Genomic DNA, 18,869 nt, shown 5'->3' with positions numbered 1-18,869 from the left:
CACGCTACCGGCGGAGACCATGCGATCGTATCGGTTTCATCAACAGTTCACTCTCCACTCATGAAGAGTTCCCCGCCACCTCTGGAAACGAACCCGAGGTGCTCAGAAGCAGTAGTGCGCCTTCGCGTACCCGAACGCGTGGACATCCCCATTGGCCAGCAGCAGGTTGTCCTCGACAGTCCATGTGTGCGAGTGCGATCCCCGGATCTGGACGAAGTTGAATCGATCGGCCGAGTAGATTCTGGCGCCAGCCGTGATGAGCCGCTTTTGCAGGTCTGTGTCCTCGCCCAGGGTGCGCTCGGCAAACTGATGTGCCATAAGCGTCGACTTCCGTGCCATCAGCGTCGGACCCATGACAAGGTCGGTGAACCTGTGTTCCCGTTCCGGGAACCTGCAGATAACGATATCGCTGCCGAGCATGTGCAGATAATGCGCCTGCTTTCCGACGAGGTCAGCTGCGGAATACCGCAGTGCGGCCAATTGGTCACCCAGGTAGTTGGCGCCGTAGACGTCATCATCATCCATCTTCGCGATGACGTCGCCGGAGGCGGCAGCGATGCCCCGATTGAGACAGACTCCCAGTGGTTGGTCGTCTCGGACTTCAACGATCTGCAGATTCTCGATCCCGAGGTTCTGTGCTCGTGACCGAAGATCGGCAGGCGCGTCGAATCCGTGGGCGACAAGGACGAGCTCCTTGTCGCTGTGGTTCTGAGCAGCGTGGGTGGTCAGTACCTCGCCGAGGCGGTCCGGACGGTTCGTCGACACCACCGCTGACACGGTGGAGGGGAAGGGGTGCTCGTATTCAACTCCTAGTGAATCCATGACGGTCATCGCCCGGTGAGAGTAGGTGTGCTCAGCCCAGATCCGCCGCTGGGCCAGATGCACCGACCGGTCACGCAGCTCTGGGCTGCGGACGTAGGCGCGCAGAGTCCATTCCGCCTCTTCAGCGGTCTCTGGCTGCGGTACTTCCTCGATCGGGAAGAACTCTCGAGTTGCCGTGCTGGGAGTCGTCACGACGGGGGTCCCGGCGGCCGAGATCTCGAAGATGCGACGGGCGCACATACTGGGAGAGTCGACGACCGAATTCACATTGAGGAACACCTTGAAATGTTTGTAGGCGGTGAGCAGGTTCCAATAGGGGAGACCGCCCACTACCCGATCGGCCAGAGCTCCCGGGAACTGGTAGCGCTCATCGTCGCCGAGGAATCGGGAGAAGATCTCCAGCCCATGCTGCATCCGCCCCGAGACCTTTTCGGCGGCACCCAGAAGGAGATCCATCTGTTCCCGGCGTTCGGGGTATTTGTGCGCGAAGTACATCCCGGCAAAGGCAATATCACGGGCCGCGAAATTCCTGGCGGGTCTGGACGGGTTGTGGATAGCGGGCTGGGCTGCGAAGGGGAGCACTGCGACCCGGTCGTGGCCCAACAATGCACGGTAGTCAGGGACGAGTCGGACATCGCTGGTGAACACGACGTCGACGAGCTTTGCAAGCGGAAGGAAATCTTCGAAATGCGGCGGATCCTCCTTGTTCCAGAACACAGTCGGCACTCCTCGACGTCGGCATTCTGTAAGCAGTTCGACGACATCGGATCCTGGGCCGGAAGGACCATTGAGTTTGAACTTCCAATCGCCGCCATTGCCGTTCCACGCCGATTCGACGAAGACGAAGTCGAGGCCATCGAGTTGGTGCGACCAATCGGTGCGAGTGAGTTCCATGGTCGACCACTCGAAGCCGAAGCTCTGAGCCGAGAACTCGTCGAGGATGACTCCGACGCGAGTGTCCGCAAACACGGGGATGCGATCGGGAACCGGCATGGGAGGAAACAGCTCGGCCAGGACTTCCTCGGACAGCGATCCGGTGGCAATCTGCGGTGAGGCCTCTGCCGCACCCTGAGATATCGAGCGTCGACGGTTCCATGTCGACAGCTGGGACAGCCCGCCCTTCCGCCAATGCCACAGCGCAGTTCTCAATGTCTGAAGCGGCGTCTTGGCCAAAGGGTATTCCTCTCATCGGAGACTCGCGCTCCACTCTGTCAAGCCGGCTTGCACTGTACGGAAAACCCGAGACTGAACCTTAATGTTGGCACCGCTGAACATGTATGAATCCTGTCAGCCTCAATAGTACAATCGGGGAGGTGGAAAGCGCTGGCTGCGGCCAATGAGGCAGGGTCTGATCGATAGGATGACTTCCGAATCAGAGCGCGTGAGTCGAATGAAATGAGAACTGTGGGAAGCAACTCCGGACCCATGCACTCACGCACCCCTTTGGCCAGGGGACTTTTTGCCTTCATCCTCTCCGTCACCGACGGAATTGTCTTCGCCTTCCTTGTCGTCGCGATGACTCTTGTCCGATATGACTTCTACTTCGACCGAGTGAATTTCCCTGGCATGTTCGTCTGCGCGGCCATCGCCTTGGTCGTCTTCCTCATCTGCGGCCCGCTGGCTGTCTATCGTGGACGCTACCGCCACGGCTCGACCGACCAGTTCGCGGCGATTGCTGGAGCCGTGGCCCTGGGCGTCGGGATTATGTGGGTAGCCGAATTCGTCTTCGCCGACAGGCTGCTGATTCCCACCAGCGTGCCGATCGCGGCCGGAGCCATGATGCTCGTGGTTAAGAGCTTGGAGAACTGGATTCGCCGCAATCTGCGCCATCGGACGTTGACGTCCTCCGGATCCTCTCGGCCGGCCCTCGTCGTCGGGGCTGGCAGCCAGGGAACCCTGGCCCTCGACATGATCGCCCAGGACTCCCACGGCGAATACTCGGCTGTCGGGATGCTTGACGATGATCCGAGCAAACGACATCTGCGCTACAACGGAATCCGCGTGCTCGGACCCATCTCCAGCATTGCGGACCAAGTTGACCGAACCGGAGCCAGCGTTGTGCTTATCGCCATCACCGACCTGCCTCCTGAGGAACTCCAAGCCATCGCTTCGAATCTCGAATCCAGGCCAGTCGAGATCAAGATCATGCCGCGATTCGCTGTATCCGATTACAGCCGACCGGAACCGGACTCAACCGATGTGGCCGACCTGCGGCATCGCAATTTCCGTGACGTCAGTCTCGAAGACCTCATCGGTCGCCAGCCGATCACGACAAATGTCGAGGACATCTCGTCTGTGATCACTGACCGCGTCGTGCTCGTCACCGGTGCTGGCGGATCGATCGGTTCCCAGCTGTGCAAACAGGTCGCCCGATTCGATCCGGCACGACTCGTCATGACCGACCGAGACGAGTCGGGTCTGCACGCCACCCAGCTCGGGCTCGAAGGCTCGGCGCTGTTGACCAGCGAAGACCTCGTGCTCGGTGACCTGCGGGACACCGCTTTCATCGAAGCGCTCGTCGCTGACGTCAAACCTGACATCATCTTCCACGCGGCGGCGCTGAAACATCTGACGTTCCTCGAACGCTTCCCTGAACAGGCGGTGCGCACCAACGTCGGTGCCAGTCTCGACCTGCTCGACGCCGCGGTGGCCAACGGCGTCGAATCCTTCGTTCACATCTCTACGGACAAGGCAGCTGGAGCCACCTCAGTGCTCGGCCGCACGAAGTTTTCGATCGAACGCGCAGTCGCCTCGGTGGCTGCAGCTTCGGGTCGGAAATATATGTCCGTGCGCTTCGGCAATGTGCTCGGTTCCCGCGGATCGGTGTTGGAGACGTTCGTCGCCCAGGTCGCGGCCGGCGATCCGGTCACGGTCACAGACCCAGAAGTCACCCGCTACTTCATGACGGCCGATGAAGCCTGCGAACTCGTCCTGCAGGCTGCCGCCATCGGCCGCCCCGGTGAGACGCTCGTTCTCGATATGGGTGAGCCGATCAAGATCAACGATCTTGCCCATCGTGTGATCGCGCTCAGCGGGCGCTCCGATGCCCGCATCGTCTACACCGGCCTGCGTCCGGGAGAGAAGCTGACCGAGGCACTCCTGTCCTCCAGTGAAGAAGATGTCCGGCCGACTCATCCGCTCATCACCCAGGTGCCGATCACTCCGATCGACCTCGACGCACTGAGAAGACTCGTCGAAGCCTCTCGAGATGCCGGTGTATACACCAGGCGAACACAGCTCGAAGAAGACCTCACCCGCGTCCTTGGCCCGTCCCTGGAAGAGAATGGCCTGGAGATCACTGGCTCAGGTGATAGAGCTGAAGACGTCGGGACCACCAGCTGATGGATCTGCAGTCGCTGGTGATCTTCGTCGTGGCCGCCGTCGTCACGACGGTCAGCGCTCTCATCGCCTTTCCGCTGCTGCGACGGGCGGGCGTCGTCGATGTGCCCTCCCACCGCTCGTCCCATACCAAAGCGACCGTGCGCGGCGGGGGAGTTGCCATCGGCTGCGGGATCACCGTGGCGACCGTCCTGGCGATGGTCTGGAACGTCACCGAGCATGGCGTATTCGGCCTCGGCAGTCTCATGCTGCCCGTCGGATTCCTGGTGCTCACCTGGTGCTATTCCGCTATCGGAATGAGCGACGACCTTGATTCGCTGCAGCCGGTCGGCCGTCTGCTCGGGCAGGTCATCCTCGCGGTGGTCTTCAGCGCCTGCATCGCTCTGTTCTCCACGCAGGGCATCGCTCACGTCCTCGTCTTCGCCGTCATCGGTGTCATGTTGGTCAACGCCGTGAACTTCGTCGACGGCCTCAACGGCTATGTCACGAGCTGGTCGATCGTCACCGGCGCCTGGTTCGCCTTCGTCGGGTACTACATCGATGAGAATGACCTCGCGCTTCTCTCCCTGGCGCTGGCCGGAGCCGCGGCCGGATTTCTGCCTTTCAACCTCGGTCGTGCAAAGGCCTTTTTGGGTGACACGGGAAGCTACGGCATCGGTGCAGCGGTCTTCGCCACCGCGGTGTGGATGTTCGTCATCGGTGTGCCGATCGTCGTCATCATCGCACCCATGATCTTCATCCTCTTCGACGTCGGGCTCACCCTCGTGCTGCGCCTGTTCAAAGGAGAGAACATCCTCCTCCCGCACCGCCAGCACATCTATCAACGGATCCAACAGGCCGGTTGGTCGCACGGAAGCGTTTCGCTCTTCCACGGTTCACTGAGCGTCCTCGCCTGTATTCTGGCCGTACCCACCCTGATCGCAGGAAATACTGCGGCAACCTATCCGTCTCACGTTTACTGGGCAGGACTTTTGGCCCTCTACGCACTATTGCCGATGTGGCTGAATAGACGTGAGACCGCAAAGGCGGTCAATGCATGAAGATCCTGCTTCTCAGTCACTATTACTATCCTGAGGTCGGTGCCCCGCAGCGTCGGTGGCGGATCCTTGTCGACCACCTCCGCGCCGCCGGTCATCAGGTCATCACCGTCGCCCCGCACCCGCACTACCCCTATCCTGATCGGGACGGATTCTTCGGGTCTCGGGTTGGTCGAGGTCGCCGTCGAGTCGCAGTGCGCCTCGGTGGCACCTGGGACACCGGAATCGATGGCGAACGGATCCTGCGGGTTCCCTATCTGCACAGCGGTTCGTCTATGGCGCGACAGATGCTCGACCAGACAGTGTCGGCCACCGGTGCCATATCCGCCGTCATCGACAGGCTGCGCGGCAGGATGAAGCCCGATGTCATCGTCTCCACGACCCCGGCACTACCGTTCTTGCTTGCCGGAGATTCCCTGTCCCGGATTCTGCACGTGCCGCACGTCGCTGAGGTTCGCGACGCCTGGCCGGATCTCATCTCTGAGATGAACCTGGTCACCGGTGCACTCGGGAAATACCTGCCGGGCACACTCACCGGCTCTCTCGAGCATCGGCTCCTGCCGGATCTTCTGACCCGTGCCCAACGTCGCGCCGCAGTCGTCGTCGTCACGACGGACGGTTTCAAACACCGCCTGGAACAGCGGGGCGTGACCGCCGAGGTGGTGCGCAGCGGGGTCTCACCCGCAGAACTCGAAGGTGCCTCCGGGCTGACCGCCACTGGAGCGATTCCCCTCATTCCACCGGCTGAGGAGGCCGTGAACGCAGCCGACTTCGTGAACCCCACCCCTTCTGCCTCACGCACCGGACTAAATCTGCTCTACGTGGGCACCGTCGGACGCTCCCAGGACCTGGGCACCTCGATCCGTGCTCTGGCCCGTACCGAAGGAGTGCGCCTGCGCATCGTCGGCGACGGTGTTGATACAGCCGAACTCAAGTCCGTGGCAGCTGAATGCCGGGTCCCAGTCGAGTTCCATTCTCAACACGCGGGAGCGGAACTCGCCGCCCACTGGGATTGGGCCGATGCCGGTCTCGTCAGTCTCGGCCCACTCGAGTCCTACGAATGTACGGTGCCCTCGAAGCTCTATTCGCTGATGGCTCGAGAGATCCCGATCCTCGGCGTCGTCGCCGGCGAGGCCGCAGACATCATCACCAGCACCGCCGCCGGTGAAGTGGCGATTCCCGGGGATGTCACTTCAGTGTCCGCGGCCATGACTCGAATGCGACAGCGCATAGAAGCCGGTGCTGAATTCGGCACCGATCCCCCTGCAGGGCGGGAGCCGCGCGAATGGGTGATCCGGCATGCTTCGGCTGCGGCTATGGGCCACAGCTACGAGCGCATCCTCACACAGGCGGTCGCATGAATCTGATCTTCCTTGTCCGCCAGCTTGCCAATGTGGCCTCGACGACGACGTCCCACATCAACGATGATCGTGTGTTCTTCGGTATGCAGCTGGCCCGGCGATTGCCCGGTCCGGCATCGCGCCTCATCGGTCATACCCTCGGCTTCGTACCCGGTGATGCAGGACAGGCTGCCTCAGCCTGGTTGCTCGGGCGGGAGACGAAGGCGAAGTGCCTCGTATCGAAATCTCTGACGCCGTCCAGGCTGTTGGGAGAGATCGCGCTCAACCTCGGACTCATTGATGAGGCCGAAGGCATTGCGAACTCGGTGCCTGGCGCTGCCGCTCTGAGTTCACGCATCCGCTGGACCAAGGGTCAGCTCGACGAGGCGATCGACGTTCTGCCCCACGGTGCTCGCCGCACGCGGCTCATCGATGAACGTCTCTGTCTGCAACCGGGCTGGTGGCCCACAGTGACTAGCCACATCACGGCCGGACGTGTCCGAGCCGCGAAGCCGGACTCAACCAGTTCCACGGTGAGGAGGACTGACCGGCCCGCGGCACTGCACGTGCTGACGAATTCATTACCCCACACCCGTTCCGGATACGCATATCGTTCGCACGCCATCCTTACCACGCTGCAGGAAGCCGGACACCGGGTGGCCGCAGCGACCCGGCCCTCCTATCCGGTGACGATCGGGCGGGTGAGCTCGGGCCCGGTCGAGTCCGTCGACGGTATCGACTACATGCGGCAGGTGCCGCTGCGTCCGCTGCCCACACCCTCTGCCCGTCTGCGTGATCAGGCAGACTGGCTTGCCACTCAGGCACAGGAACGTGGGGCCCAGATTCTCCACACGACCACGCACTATGTCAACGGTCTGGCCACCGGTGCAGCAGCGCACGCTGCTGGCCTGCCCTGGGTCTACGAGGTCCGTGGTGTGCTTGAAGAAACCTGGGCGGCAGGCGGATCCACCCTCGCAGAGCGAGAGGCCCGTCGAGCCAGCCAGCGCTTCGAACTCATGCGGGCTAAGGAGATCGAGGTCGCTACGGCCGCCGATGCGGTCATTACCCTAGGCGAGACTATGCGTGACCACCTCGTTGCGGGCGGAGTACCGTCAGACAAGATCACCCTCATCCCGAACTCGGTCTCCGACGCTGTCGTCAACGCTGACGTCACCCGCGCGCCCGCTGAGGTCAGGGCCAGCCTCGGAATGTCTGACGAAGGAGTCTGGGTGGGCACCGCTGCCTCGATCGTCGGCTATGAAGGCCTCGATGTCCTGGTCGACGCTGTCATCCTTGCGCGCGCCCAAGGCGTCGATCTGCGGCTCCTCATTGCAGGAGACGGTGTCGCGCTGCCGGAGCTGCGAGAACGTGCAAAGGCTCTGGGCGAGCATGCGGTATTCACCGGACGGGTATCTCAGACCGAGGCCATCGAGCGTCAGCTGGCGCTCGACGCTATCGTTGTCCCACGTAAGAACGAGCCGGTGTGCGGACTCGTGACCCCGATCAAACCGATCGAAGCAATGGGCCTGGCCCGTCCGGTGGTCATCTCCGACCTGCCGGCGCTGAGGGAACTGGTTCCGGACACAGCAGGACTCTGCGTCAGCCCGGAAAACCCTCGGCAACTGGCAGACGTGCTCTCTCAGTTGGCCTGTGATGATAATGCGAGGAAGAGATTCGGACAGAATGGACGTGAACACGTGCTCGGGACACGGAGGTGGAAAGACATCGGTCGACGATACGGCCAAGTCTATTCCCAGCTCACGGGAGCGGAAGCGGGCGCGAAATGAGTGAGATGATGAACTCGAGCGAGGCGACGAATCCGCTCGGTTTGAGCACAATCCCTTCCGTCTCGAGCGAAGGGCTCGTCCCCGTTGGTCGGCGGACCAGTCTGCGCAGCTACCTGGCAGCCCTGTGGGGCCGTCGACACTTTATTCTTGCCGAATCCCGAGCCAAGATGAGCGGTTCGACGAGGAAGAACCTCCTTGGCTACGGCTGGCTGTTCCTCAACCCGCTGCTCTCGGTGCTCGCATTCTGGTTCATCTTCGGGTTCATCCTTCAGTCGTCCCGCGGCGTACCCAATTTCCTTGGATTTCTGGTGATAGGAGTCTTCTTTTTCCAGTTCACCGGCAAAAGTATGACTGGGGGAACAGGCGCGATCCGTTCCGGTGCGTCGATGATCAGAGGATTCCAATTTCCTCGTGCAGCGCTTCCTGTGTCCGTCGTCGTCCGCAACTTCCTTGATTTCATTCCCACTGCTGCTGTCATGCTGGTCCTCATTGCGGTCATTCCACCAACCGAGGTGATCACCTGGAGAGTTGTCCTTGTCATTCCGGTAATCGTCCTTCAGACAATATTCAACGTCGGACTTGCTTGCCTACTTGCCAGATTAGGGCACAAGGTTCCAGACCTCACCAATTTCATGTCTATCATCAGTCGGTTCTGGCTCTATGGTTCTGGAGTCTTTTTCTCAATCGAAGACAAGCTGTCAAACCACCCTGCGATTCTGGCAGCTATGCAGTTCAACCCGATTCATGCCTATCTGACGCTGGTGAGAAATTCTCTGCTCTACGGGGTCGATTCACCCGCATGGCTCTGGTTTATGGCGATCGCCTGGGCCTGCGGCCTGCTCATAGTCGGGTTCCTGTTCTTCTGGCGAGGGGAGGAGAGCTATGGCCGACTCTGAGCTCGAAGAACCCAACATCGTGGCGGAGAACGTCCAAGTTCGCTACACCGTCAACACCAACGATCCCGGTCAGCGGGCCAAAGGCCTGCGACGTATTGGCAATGCCATGCTTGGTCGACGAGGCCAAACGACCGTCCGTGCACTGCGTGGAGTCAACTTCGTCGCCCGTGAAGGCGAGATGGTCGGCATCGTCGGTGCCAATGGCTCCGGCAAGTCGACATTCCTGCGTAATGTCGCGGGGGTCGAACAGCCCGATCGTGGCCGCATCCTCGTTCGCTATCAGCCTCTGCTCCTTGGCGTGACTGCGGCTTTGCAGCCGGCGCTGTCCGGCAGCGAGAACGTCCGACTGGGCTGTCTGGCCATGGGGCTGTCTCCGGAGGAAGCTGCCGAAGCCTTCGACTATGTCGTCGACCTTTCGGCCTTGGGAGCTGCCATCCACCGGCCTATGGGCACATATTCATCGGGCATGGGATCCCGACTTCGGTTCGCCATTGCATTGGCCGCACGTCCGAAGATCATGCTCATCGACGAAGCGCTCTCGACGGGTGATGCGACGTTCGCAGAGCGCAGCGAACGTGCAATGGACGAACTCCTTGCTGAAGCGGGCACAGTTCTGCTCGTTAACCATGCAGCGAAGGTGATCCAGGAGCTGTGCACCCGCGCTGTGTGGATGCACAAGGGCGAGATCCTCATGAATGGCCCCGCCGAGGCAGTCGCCGAGAAATACCGGTGGTGGGCCTGGAACGTGGCCAAGGGCAAGGACGACATTGCCGACAAGCTACTTCACGACGTCGTCAGCAACGCCGTCAAAGAAGAAATCAACATCCTGGAACCCGAGCTCGTCAGAGATCCGATTCCGCGTCACGCCGCGCGAACAGTGAAGAAGACGGTTGCCTCGACCAGACACATGAAGCGCAGAGAGGCGGTCGACGAGGTCGAAGAGACTCCCGCGCCACTATTGGCCGCAGCCGAATCCCAGGTGTGGCCTGAGGAGATCGCGACCGAGCTTCCCAAGGCCAAGTTCCCAGCACTGCCGAAACCCGCTTCCCAGGCCGTCAGCGCCCCTCGAATCCACGATGAACCGCCGCCGTTGCGCCTGCGTCCGAGCAAGAAACGCGTGGTCCTCCGGGCGGCTGACCCGAGCGATCGTGCCTCATCGGTGGCCGCCTCAGATGACTTCACAGGGCGCAGGCTTGCTTCCCGAGCTCGCAAGATCGCCGATGAGCGGTATCAGGAACGAGAACGGATTCGTCAGGACGAGGCACCTCCTACCGTGCATCAGGACTCGGGCCGATGAAGATTGCGATCTTCGGCTCTTGTGTAAGTCGCGATACGGCCGAGTTCATTCCCGATTCGGAGGTCGTGGTCTATGTCGCGCGTCATTCCGTCACCAGTCTCGAAGCACCGCATGGGACTAAAGACACTGACCTCAGCGAATTGAGCTCAGCGTTCCAGAAGCAGATGGTGACAAGCGATCTCAAAGGCGCTGGGGTCGCGCGAATCGTCAAACACGCGAGAGATCTCGAACTCGTGCTCATAGATCTCGTCGACGAGCGTCGAGGCTATTGGCTTTTCCCCGACGACACGACGATGACGAACTCGCTTGAGGTCGAGGCCTGCGGCGCAGCCCGCGACGCGCGTCGTGCAGGTGCTCGCTTAGTCGAATTCGGCACCGATGAGCATTTCGAACTCTGGAAATCAGGCTTTGAGAAGCTGATCGACGGCTTCAAAGCCGCAGACCTATGGGGTCGAACAATTCTGCTCGACATCGAGTGGGCGGGAGCTGTCGATGGCGCACAGCATCCCCAACAGGACAGCATCGCCAAGCTCGGGCGCACATTGCGGAAGTTGCAGCGGGGTACACGGGAGGCAGGTCGAGATCTATCAAAAGGTAGAGGGGTCGGTGAAGCGTGGTCAAGTCTGTGGCGGGTCAAGCCGACAGAAGCAGAGGAGCACGCGGACAGAGCTGCTGCTGCGAACGCAGATTATATCCGGTACCGAGATTTGGCACGGTCCCTGGCTGCGTCGTCGGTGGTGAGACCGAGCGGCGAAGTTCGAATCGACCGGGGCCATAAGTGGGGGCCCCAGCCTTTTCATTACCGTAAAGCTGATTACCTGTCGATCGTCGACGGTATTCTCGAGCAGATGAAGGACAACGGCGGTGATCAGCCGTGAAGGCACAACAGTGGCGAAAGGCACTGTGGCACTTGCGCCACGGCGGAATCAAAGGATTCCGAGACTATAAACGGAAGTTCAAGTTCACCGATGACTTCACTGATGATTCGGCCGCGGCTGAGCGGGTCAGCCGTGCGGGAGACCGGCCGACCCTCAGTGTCGTGGTGCCGACGTTCAACGCAAGTGACTTCGTCGACAGGTGCCTGAGCAGCATCCTCACTCAAAAGGGCATCGACCTCGAAGTTCTCGTCGTTGATGACGGGTCTAGTGACGATACTGCAGAGAAAGCGAAGGAAGTCGCGGGACGCGATGGCCGAGTCACTGTGATCACCGGTCGCAATTCTGGTCCGGCAATCGCACGCAATCGCGGTGTTGAGGCGGCTCGTGGAGAATATCTCGCTTTCGTCGACGCGGACGATGAAGTTCTGCCGAATGCGTATGCCACCATGGTCGGCTCCCTCGAACGTACAGGCTCTGACATTGCAACGGGGTCGTATATCCGGATGGGAATGATGGGGAGACTACGACCAAAGCTGACGGCGAGGGTACATGCCCGACAACGGCTTGCAGTTCGACTCGACGACATGCCTGAACTGCTTGAAGAGCCAGTTCTGTGGAATAAGGTCTATCAACGTGATTTCTGGGACCGCCACGTCGGCCCTATGAAGAGCTTCGCAAATTACGAAGACCAAGAGCCTGTCTACCGTGCGTTGGTCGGCGCTGCGGCAATTGACGTGCTGCCCGCTGATGTGTACGCATGGCGCTTGGCCGATGGCCGAGACACGCGCTCTCATCGCAAAGCCAGATTGACAGACCTGCGCGCCAAGTTGGAGGTCATCGAGGCTTTGGCCAATGTGCTCGAACATGAGCCGGACATGGTTCGAACCCACGCCTATGCGATCTGGATGGGTACGGACCTTGCCATGCACGCCGAGTATTTGGACACGGCGACCGATCGGTTCCGAAAGACGTTGTGCTCGGCGACGCACGAACTGAAGAAGTCGATGCCACGTCATGCTTGGAAGCTCATTCCCACCCAGGAGCGCCTATTTATGTGGGTCGTTGCCGCCGGCAGGCTCCACGACATCGAAGAGATTCTGGGTACGCGGCTCGAAGAGACTACTGCGGTGCCATTCGAACACGTCGATGGACGCTGGAACGTTGTTCCTACATTTGTTCACAGACTTGAAACTCGATTGCCATCAAGACTGTTGAGAGCACGGCAGGTAGATTTCAAACCTGTTGTCCGGGTGAGAAATGCCAGATGGGTGAGCGAGGGAATACTCGAACTTCAAGGCTGTGCCTATGTGCCTGGAATCGATCCAGCTGAACTTGCCGTTCGTATGCAGGGAGTTATGGATGGAGCCACGGTGTTCGACCTACCGGTTGATAGTCGAGAAGACAACCGGGTCGACTTGGAAGCCGGAGACCCCTGGCGTAGCTATGCTGCTGGCGGATTCACAGTGCGCATCGATATTCGAGAGATCGACGATGTCTCACCGCGGGGAATAGGCCTCTTCGGGGTTTTCGATGCTCGGGATGTCCGCCTCAGCGCTCCCGCAACCTCTTCGACGGTGGTTGGAATGATCGCCCCCAGTCCAATGGTTGATAGTCAGCGTGTAACTGTAATCGCTGACGAGCACGACGAACTGTCGATCAGCCCTGTTGCAATCCCGGTTGCCACTGTCGTCGCCAAGAACGTTTCGGTCAACGGTGGAAGCATTACCGTGACCTTGTCATCTGATGCAGATGTTCGTGCAATGGAGCTTGTTCATCGCGGTGAGACCCACCAGTTAGCAATCCAGAATCGCTCGATCTTCGACGGAGACCTACCAACGCTGCCGGACAGATACTTGGCTGGTGGAGAACGGCTATGGACACTCAGGGCGCATAAGGTCGATGGACAAGCGGAAGATGTCTACTACGATTCCGTCGACTATCTTCTTCCCGACACCGGACGAGCTCGCCCCGAGCCTGATATCGACGGAAAAGTGAAGATCGCCCAACGGGCGATCCGAGTCAGCGTAACGGGCGCCAGCAGCGACCGGGATCGACTCATGCTTACAGGGAGAATCGATCCTCCGCAGAAACTCTGCGTAGTCCTCAAATCATCCGATCAGACGATTGCTCCTTCTGAGACCACGATGCATGCGGACGGTGGGTTCACAACGGTGTATGACCTCACGACGGCCGGTCCAGAAGGAGGCACTGTAGCCGCGCTGTCGGGCGGATATCACGTTCGCTTTGGCATCACTTCTGAGTCTTCCGAGTCGTGGGCAAGAGTTGCGGGGAAGCTCGCGATACGTCCAGTCGATGTGTACACGGAATGGAACACTATACGGATAGAGGGGCGTGCGTCCGGCTCCGTCGCCATTACAGCGACACCACCCTGGTCATCAAAGGAGCGGACCACGCATGGTCGTTTCTCACTCAGGGAGCAGGACTGGGGGCCCGTCAGCGAAGGTATCCTATTTGAGTCCTTCAACGGTAAGAGTTGCAACGACAATCCGAGAGCACTTTTTGATGCTGTACGTGAGCTTGGAGTCAAGATCCCACTGTACTGGTCCGTGCGCGACCGTACCGTCGAAGTACCAGCCGGTGGAATTCCGGTAGTGGAAGGTACTGCTGCGTGGCACAGTGCATTGGCCACAACCAAGTCGTGGGTAAACAACAACAATTTTCCTTATTACGTGAGGAAGCGTCTCGGGCAGTACTATCTGCAAACTTGGCACGGCACTCCGATGAAAAAGTTACTTTGGGATATTCCCAGTTCCAAGGTACCCCTTACATACAGGCGCCTCATGAACAACGAAGTACAACAGTGGGACGTGCTATTGGCTCAGTCAGAGAAGGCTGCGGAGAACCTCCGCAGCGGACTCGGGTATGAGGGAGAAGTACTGGTCGGGGAATACCCGAGGAATCAGCGTCTTGCGAAGAATCTCCTTCGGCAGGAGACAATCCGGAAGCGTTTGGGCATTAACCCCGACTCTCGAGTAATCCTGTACGCCCCTACGTGGCGCGAACGTCATCGTACTGGGGCAATATTCAGGTGGGAGGACTATCTGGACCTGCCGGCGCTGTCCGCCCAAACTAAATCCACGGTACTAGTTCGGGCCCATCACGTCGCGAAAACTCGGCACATGCAAAAAGGTGGGGTAATAGACGTTTCAACGGTGCGGCATGTCGAAGATCTTCTCGCCATAACCGATGTGTTGATCACGGACTACTCCTCCCTGCTATTTGATTTCCGTCTCACGGGGCGCGCGCTGATCCTATTCGCCCCGGATATCTATGACTATCGCGAGGAACGGGGTTTCTACGACGATGTAGGAGAATACCCGCCCCACGTAACGTGCCAAGGTATTGAAGAAATCAGCGAGTATTGCAGTCAAATATTCGACAAAATGTGCAGAGAGGATTCCGACAACGACTCGTTCACTCTTCCCCCAAATGAATACCAATGCACCCTAGATACGTGCATCAATTTGCTCTTGAACTTTCAGCAGCCTTATCAGCAAATAGAGGAATAACATCGTGAATCGAATCGAATCATTGGCGAGGTTGGCCTATAACAAGTCCCGCTCCGCAGTGGATCGAGCGAAGCGCTCGACGGCAACTATGATTCAGAAGAGCCAATTTTCGACGAAAGCGGCAGAAGCAAGCACCGAGCCACTGGCACCGCAGCAGATCATTCGGAGGCCAAACGACCCACAGCTGACAGTGATTGTTCCCGCCTATAACGTGGACAATTTTCTTGAAGAATGTGTTAAATCGATCGTTGTGCAAACTTACACAAATTGGGAGATGTACATCATTGATGATGGCTCTCCGGGTCGCACCGGTGAAATTGCAGATTCGTTGGCGGAATCAGACCCGAGGATCACCGTGGTGCACCAAGAGAATCAAGGTCTAGGCGCCGCTCGCAATACGGGGATAAGAGAGTCTTCTGCACCTTATCTCACGTTCATCGATTCTGACGATGTTGTTCCGCCAGAGGCCTTTTCTTATATGATGCAGTCCCTGGAGATTTCAGGATCGGACGTTGCCATCGGTTCAATGGAACGGTTTAACTCAACCAGGCGATGGACGCCGTTCTGGGTGCAACTAGTACATGATGAAGAACGTATTGGTATTACCGCACCCGAGCACGCGCCAGTGATGTGGGATGTATTTGCATGCAACAAGGTTTTCAAGCGGTCTGTGTGGAACGAGATCGTCGGAGAGTTTCCCGTAGGGACTCTTTACGAAGATCAGGAATGTACCGCTAAACTTTTCGTGGGCGGCGCCAAGTTGGACATCCTTACTGATGTCGTCTACCACTGGCGTCTCCGAGAGGACGGTCAGTCCATCACGCAGAACAAGGCCGAAATCCGCGATCTAGAGCAACGACTTGCAGTCGCTGAGAAAGTGCGGCTGGTCGTAGAAGGAGCTCCTAGGTCCTTCATCGACTACTGGTACACCAAATGCCTTGGTGAAGACTTCTTCTACTACTACAGAGAAGTCCCGCGCGCAGATCCGGAATTCTTCGAAGTATTGCAGTCAGGCTTACGACACTTCTACGATTTAGCATCAGAACAGGCGATTGACGATATCGCGCCGGAGAGACGCTGGCTTGCATATTTGGCGTCCCACGGAACTAGGCAACAGATAACTGAGCTGTTGGTAGCTTTCGACTCTTACCGCACCTACTATCGAGCGATCTCAGACGGGAATCACTATAGGGCAGAAGTTCCTGGACTTCGGGCTTTATTCGCAGAGATTCCGGACCGTCTTAAGACCGTGTATCCTCAGCAGCTGACTGCCCAGGCCATTGTTTCCGCTGTCCAAAGTGGATTGGATGGGGCGCTCAAGCTTGACGTGTTTGCGTATATTCCGAACCTGGCGGAGGACTTAACATGCACGGCCCGCATCGAATACCTTGAGACTGGTAGCACTAGTGCGACTAGTTCCCGGACTATTCCGGGGGCGGTAGGTCATCTGACTGCTGATCCGTACAATGAACATTCAAAATCACATTTCGAAATTACATTTGCCGAGGAAGCCTTAGACAATGCTCTAAGCGAGTTGACCGCAACTGAAAGCGAGCAGCTCGACATTATCGTCATCCTTGAACACGGCAGTTACACCTGGGAGGTTCGGAACCCGAAACGTCTGTCAGACGGTGTGGCCGCATGGCCTAAACCCGGTGCGATCACGCCTGGAGGCAATCGGTTTACGGTCGTCGGTGATCCTGGAATTTCGTCGAGCTTGAAATTTCTCAAGCCACGTTTCCGTGTTCGAGATCTCTCGATGAACTCTGACAGCCTTTATATTGAAGTAGAGTTGCAAGAAGAGAACGGATTGCCTCGCCGTGAACTATTTGACTTAAATGAGGCACAACTCCGTATAAAATCCCAACATTCAGTAATCATTGCTGCCGAGATGAAGAAGGATGGGAAAATTGCGTCTGCGCGCATCTCAATTGCTCACCTGGACGGACCTGCGAAACAGAAGCTAGCCGAGTCATTTACAGTGGACGTTCTCTGTAACGATAAATTCTCCGCACCTTTGGCAGTAGATGCAAGCCTGTTGACTCAAAGGCAGTCAATGGATCGCGTCGTGCCGACCAGTAGCAGTTATGGGTACCTCCAGCTAGAAGTCAGAAGGATTGCAGCCGAGGTTATGTCGATCTGCGTGGCTCCTGAGACCGAGGAGCTGGTGATTGCGGGTCAGTTTTATTCAGATGCGACTCGTGTACGCACCCATGCACCCTCGTTGGCTCTCGTCAGCTCCAAGACCTCAATTCCGGCAAGCAAGCTGACGTGGAATAGCGATCGACGGTCATTTGAAGCATCCTTCAATCTGGGCGCTTTAAGCAGTGATTTTCGTGAACGTCCTGTTGCCAGCGATGACTTCATTCTGCAGGCACTCCTCCCTGGTGGCCAACCAACACCCGCTACACTGTGGGTGCCAGTTTCGAGCGAACTCCAATCCAATTTGCCGCTTGATATGTCGACTTCGGTCCATAACTTCCGGTTCGTGTGCATTGGAAAGAGCCGATCGTTGAAACTGGTTGTGACTGGTGTGGGAAATACCAAATCATTCAACAGCGCATTCTCGGTGCGAAAGTCGGCTTTCGCTATGTTTTCCGCGTCTGATCGCGAGATAGAGATTGGCACTATGTTCTTCGAGAGTTTCGGAGGCAATACTGTCTCAGGATCTCCTAAAGAAATCGACCGAGCAGTAGCCAACTTGTATCCCGAAGTTCAGCGGATATGGTCCGTTCGGGATCACTCGGTTCCTGTGCCCGAAGGCGCCTATGGCGTCGTTGGCGGGTCGGAAGAATGGATGCGGAGTCTGTCGACTAGCGAGGTGCTGGTCAATAACAATAACTTCCCGCACTACTTTAAGAAGGCTGACGGGCAAAAATACATTCAGACGTGGCACGGAACGCCCTTGAAGCGCATTGGTAATCATGTGCCTGGAGCGAACCTGTCGCTTCGGTATCGTGCTTTAATGCAGAAGGAATCCGAACGTGAGTGGGATTTGCTGTTGGCCCAGAGTAGCTGGGCGGCCGAACAACTTGCGGATGCGTTCGACTATCGCGGCCCCGTATTCGCTAAGGGCTACCCACGAAATGACCCGTTGAACGACGCAACTCGAATTGAGACAGCTCGTGAACATGCTCGCGGAACTTATGGAATCCGCCAAGACCAGACTGTGGTTCTTTATGCGCCGACATGGCGTGACAATCTGAGGGACGCTTCTGGCCGATACAGCCGAGTTGACTTCCTTGGTCTCCAGGAGGCTGCAGCTGCGCTTGGTAGCGACTTTGTGATCTTCTACCGCGGTCACGCCAACTCTGTATTCGCGAATCAGAGTCGGCTGCCCGCTGGAGTGATCGACGTGTCGCTTCACCCCGACGTCAACGACCTAATCTCTGCGTCCGACATGTTGTTGACCGACTATTCATCGATCATGTTCGACTATGTAGTCACCGGGAAGCCTCTGGCGTTCGTGGCTCCAGATTTCAATCAATATAGGGATGAGACCCGGGGCTTTTACTTCGATTTCGAAACACTGGCACCGGGCCCCATCTTCCGAGACGGCGTATCTGCAGTTCGGTGGATAAAGGGTGAGTCAAGATCTGACTATGAGCACTCAGAACGGTATGCGCGGTTCGTCGACAGATTTGCGCCGTTAGATGACGGGCGGGCAGTGGAGCGACTGTTCGCTGACTACAGCGAAATTGTGGTTCCTAGCCCAGGATCATGACAGCAAGCGAGCATTTGTTGCGCTTGGAGGCCATCGCCAGATCCCTTTCGTCAGGTGCAATTCAGGCGAGACGGCGAACGGGGCGATCACCCGTGTCGCGAAGGAGCTTGGGCTGAGCAAGGAGACCTTGCAGTCTGGGTGTGTAAACACAAGGACGCGAGCAAAGCCACGCCGGCCGAATTAGTTGACCTTGAGGCAGAGAATCGCCGACTGCGGGCT

General features: G+C 58.3%; 10 protein-coding genes. 9 read left to right on the top strand and 1 reads right to left on the bottom strand.

Annotated elements, in window-relative coordinates; all coding sequences use genetic code 11:
* Positions 1-102: 102 nt before the first annotated feature.
* Positions 103-1,995, bottom strand: a complete 1,893-nt coding sequence (locus FO013_RS16695; protein ID WP_260848219.1) for a glycosyltransferase family protein — start codon at positions 1,993-1,995, stop codon at positions 103-105.
* A gap of 231 nt (positions 1,996-2,226) precedes the next feature.
* On the opposite strand from FO013_RS16695, the gene FO013_RS16690 reads away from it, so the two are divergent.
* From FO013_RS16690 to FO013_RS16650, 9 genes are all read left to right on the top strand, one after another.
* Positions 2,227-4,164 carry a nucleoside-diphosphate sugar epimerase/dehydratase gene (locus tag FO013_RS16690; RefSeq protein ID WP_186293170.1) on the top strand — a complete coding sequence of 646 codons (1,938 nt, stop codon included), beginning with the start codon at positions 2,227-2,229 and terminating at the stop codon, positions 4,162-4,164.
* The gene (locus FO013_RS16685) at positions 4,164-5,201 is read left to right on the top strand and encodes an MraY family glycosyltransferase (protein WP_143923678.1); all 1,038 of its coding nucleotides are present in this window, start codon (positions 4,164-4,166) and stop codon (positions 5,199-5,201) included. The genes FO013_RS16690 and FO013_RS16685 overlap by 1 nt, the downstream gene beginning before the upstream one ends.
* On the top strand, positions 5,198-6,559 hold the full coding sequence (locus FO013_RS16680; protein ID WP_143923677.1) for a glycosyltransferase family 4 protein: 1,362 nt from the start codon (positions 5,198-5,200) through the stop codon (positions 6,557-6,559). The genes FO013_RS16685 and FO013_RS16680 overlap by 4 nt, the downstream gene beginning before the upstream one ends.
* On the top strand, positions 6,556-8,325 hold the full coding sequence (locus FO013_RS16675; RefSeq protein WP_186293169.1) for a glycosyltransferase family 4 protein: 1,770 nt from the start codon (positions 6,556-6,558) through the stop codon (positions 8,323-8,325). Before FO013_RS16680 ends, FO013_RS16675 begins: the two co-directional genes overlap by 4 nt.
* A gap of 167 nt (positions 8,326-8,492) precedes the next feature.
* Positions 8,493-9,221 carry an ABC transporter permease gene (locus FO013_RS16670; RefSeq protein WP_186293168.1) on the top strand — a complete coding sequence of 243 codons (729 nt, stop codon included), beginning with the start codon at positions 8,493-8,495 and terminating at the stop codon, positions 9,219-9,221.
* A complete protein-coding gene (locus tag FO013_RS16665; protein WP_143923674.1) occupies positions 9,208-10,518 on the top strand; it encodes an ABC transporter ATP-binding protein in 1,311 nt (436 codons plus the stop codon). The genes FO013_RS16670 and FO013_RS16665 overlap by 14 nt, the downstream gene beginning before the upstream one ends.
* A complete protein-coding gene (locus FO013_RS16660; protein ID WP_143923673.1) occupies positions 10,515-11,396 on the top strand; it encodes a DUF6270 domain-containing protein in 882 nt (293 codons plus the stop codon). The genes FO013_RS16665 and FO013_RS16660 overlap by 4 nt, the downstream gene beginning before the upstream one ends.
* A complete protein-coding gene (locus FO013_RS16655; protein ID WP_143923672.1) occupies positions 11,393-14,926 on the top strand; it encodes a bifunctional glycosyltransferase/CDP-glycerol:glycerophosphate glycerophosphotransferase in 3,534 nt (1,177 codons plus the stop codon). Before FO013_RS16660 ends, FO013_RS16655 begins: the two co-directional genes overlap by 4 nt.
* Positions 14,927-14,930: 4 nt before the next feature.
* Entirely contained in the window at positions 14,931-18,650 is a 3,720-nt protein-coding gene (locus FO013_RS16650; protein ID WP_143923671.1) for a bifunctional glycosyltransferase/CDP-glycerol:glycerophosphate glycerophosphotransferase, read from the top strand.
* Positions 18,651-18,869: the final 219 nt, after the last annotated feature.

Source organism: Brevibacterium aurantiacum (assembly GCF_007558825.1).
Classification (GTDB): Bacteria; Actinomycetota; Actinomycetes; order Actinomycetales; family Brevibacteriaceae; genus Brevibacterium; species Brevibacterium aurantiacum_A.
This window is presented reverse-complemented; position numbering and strand designations above follow the sequence as displayed.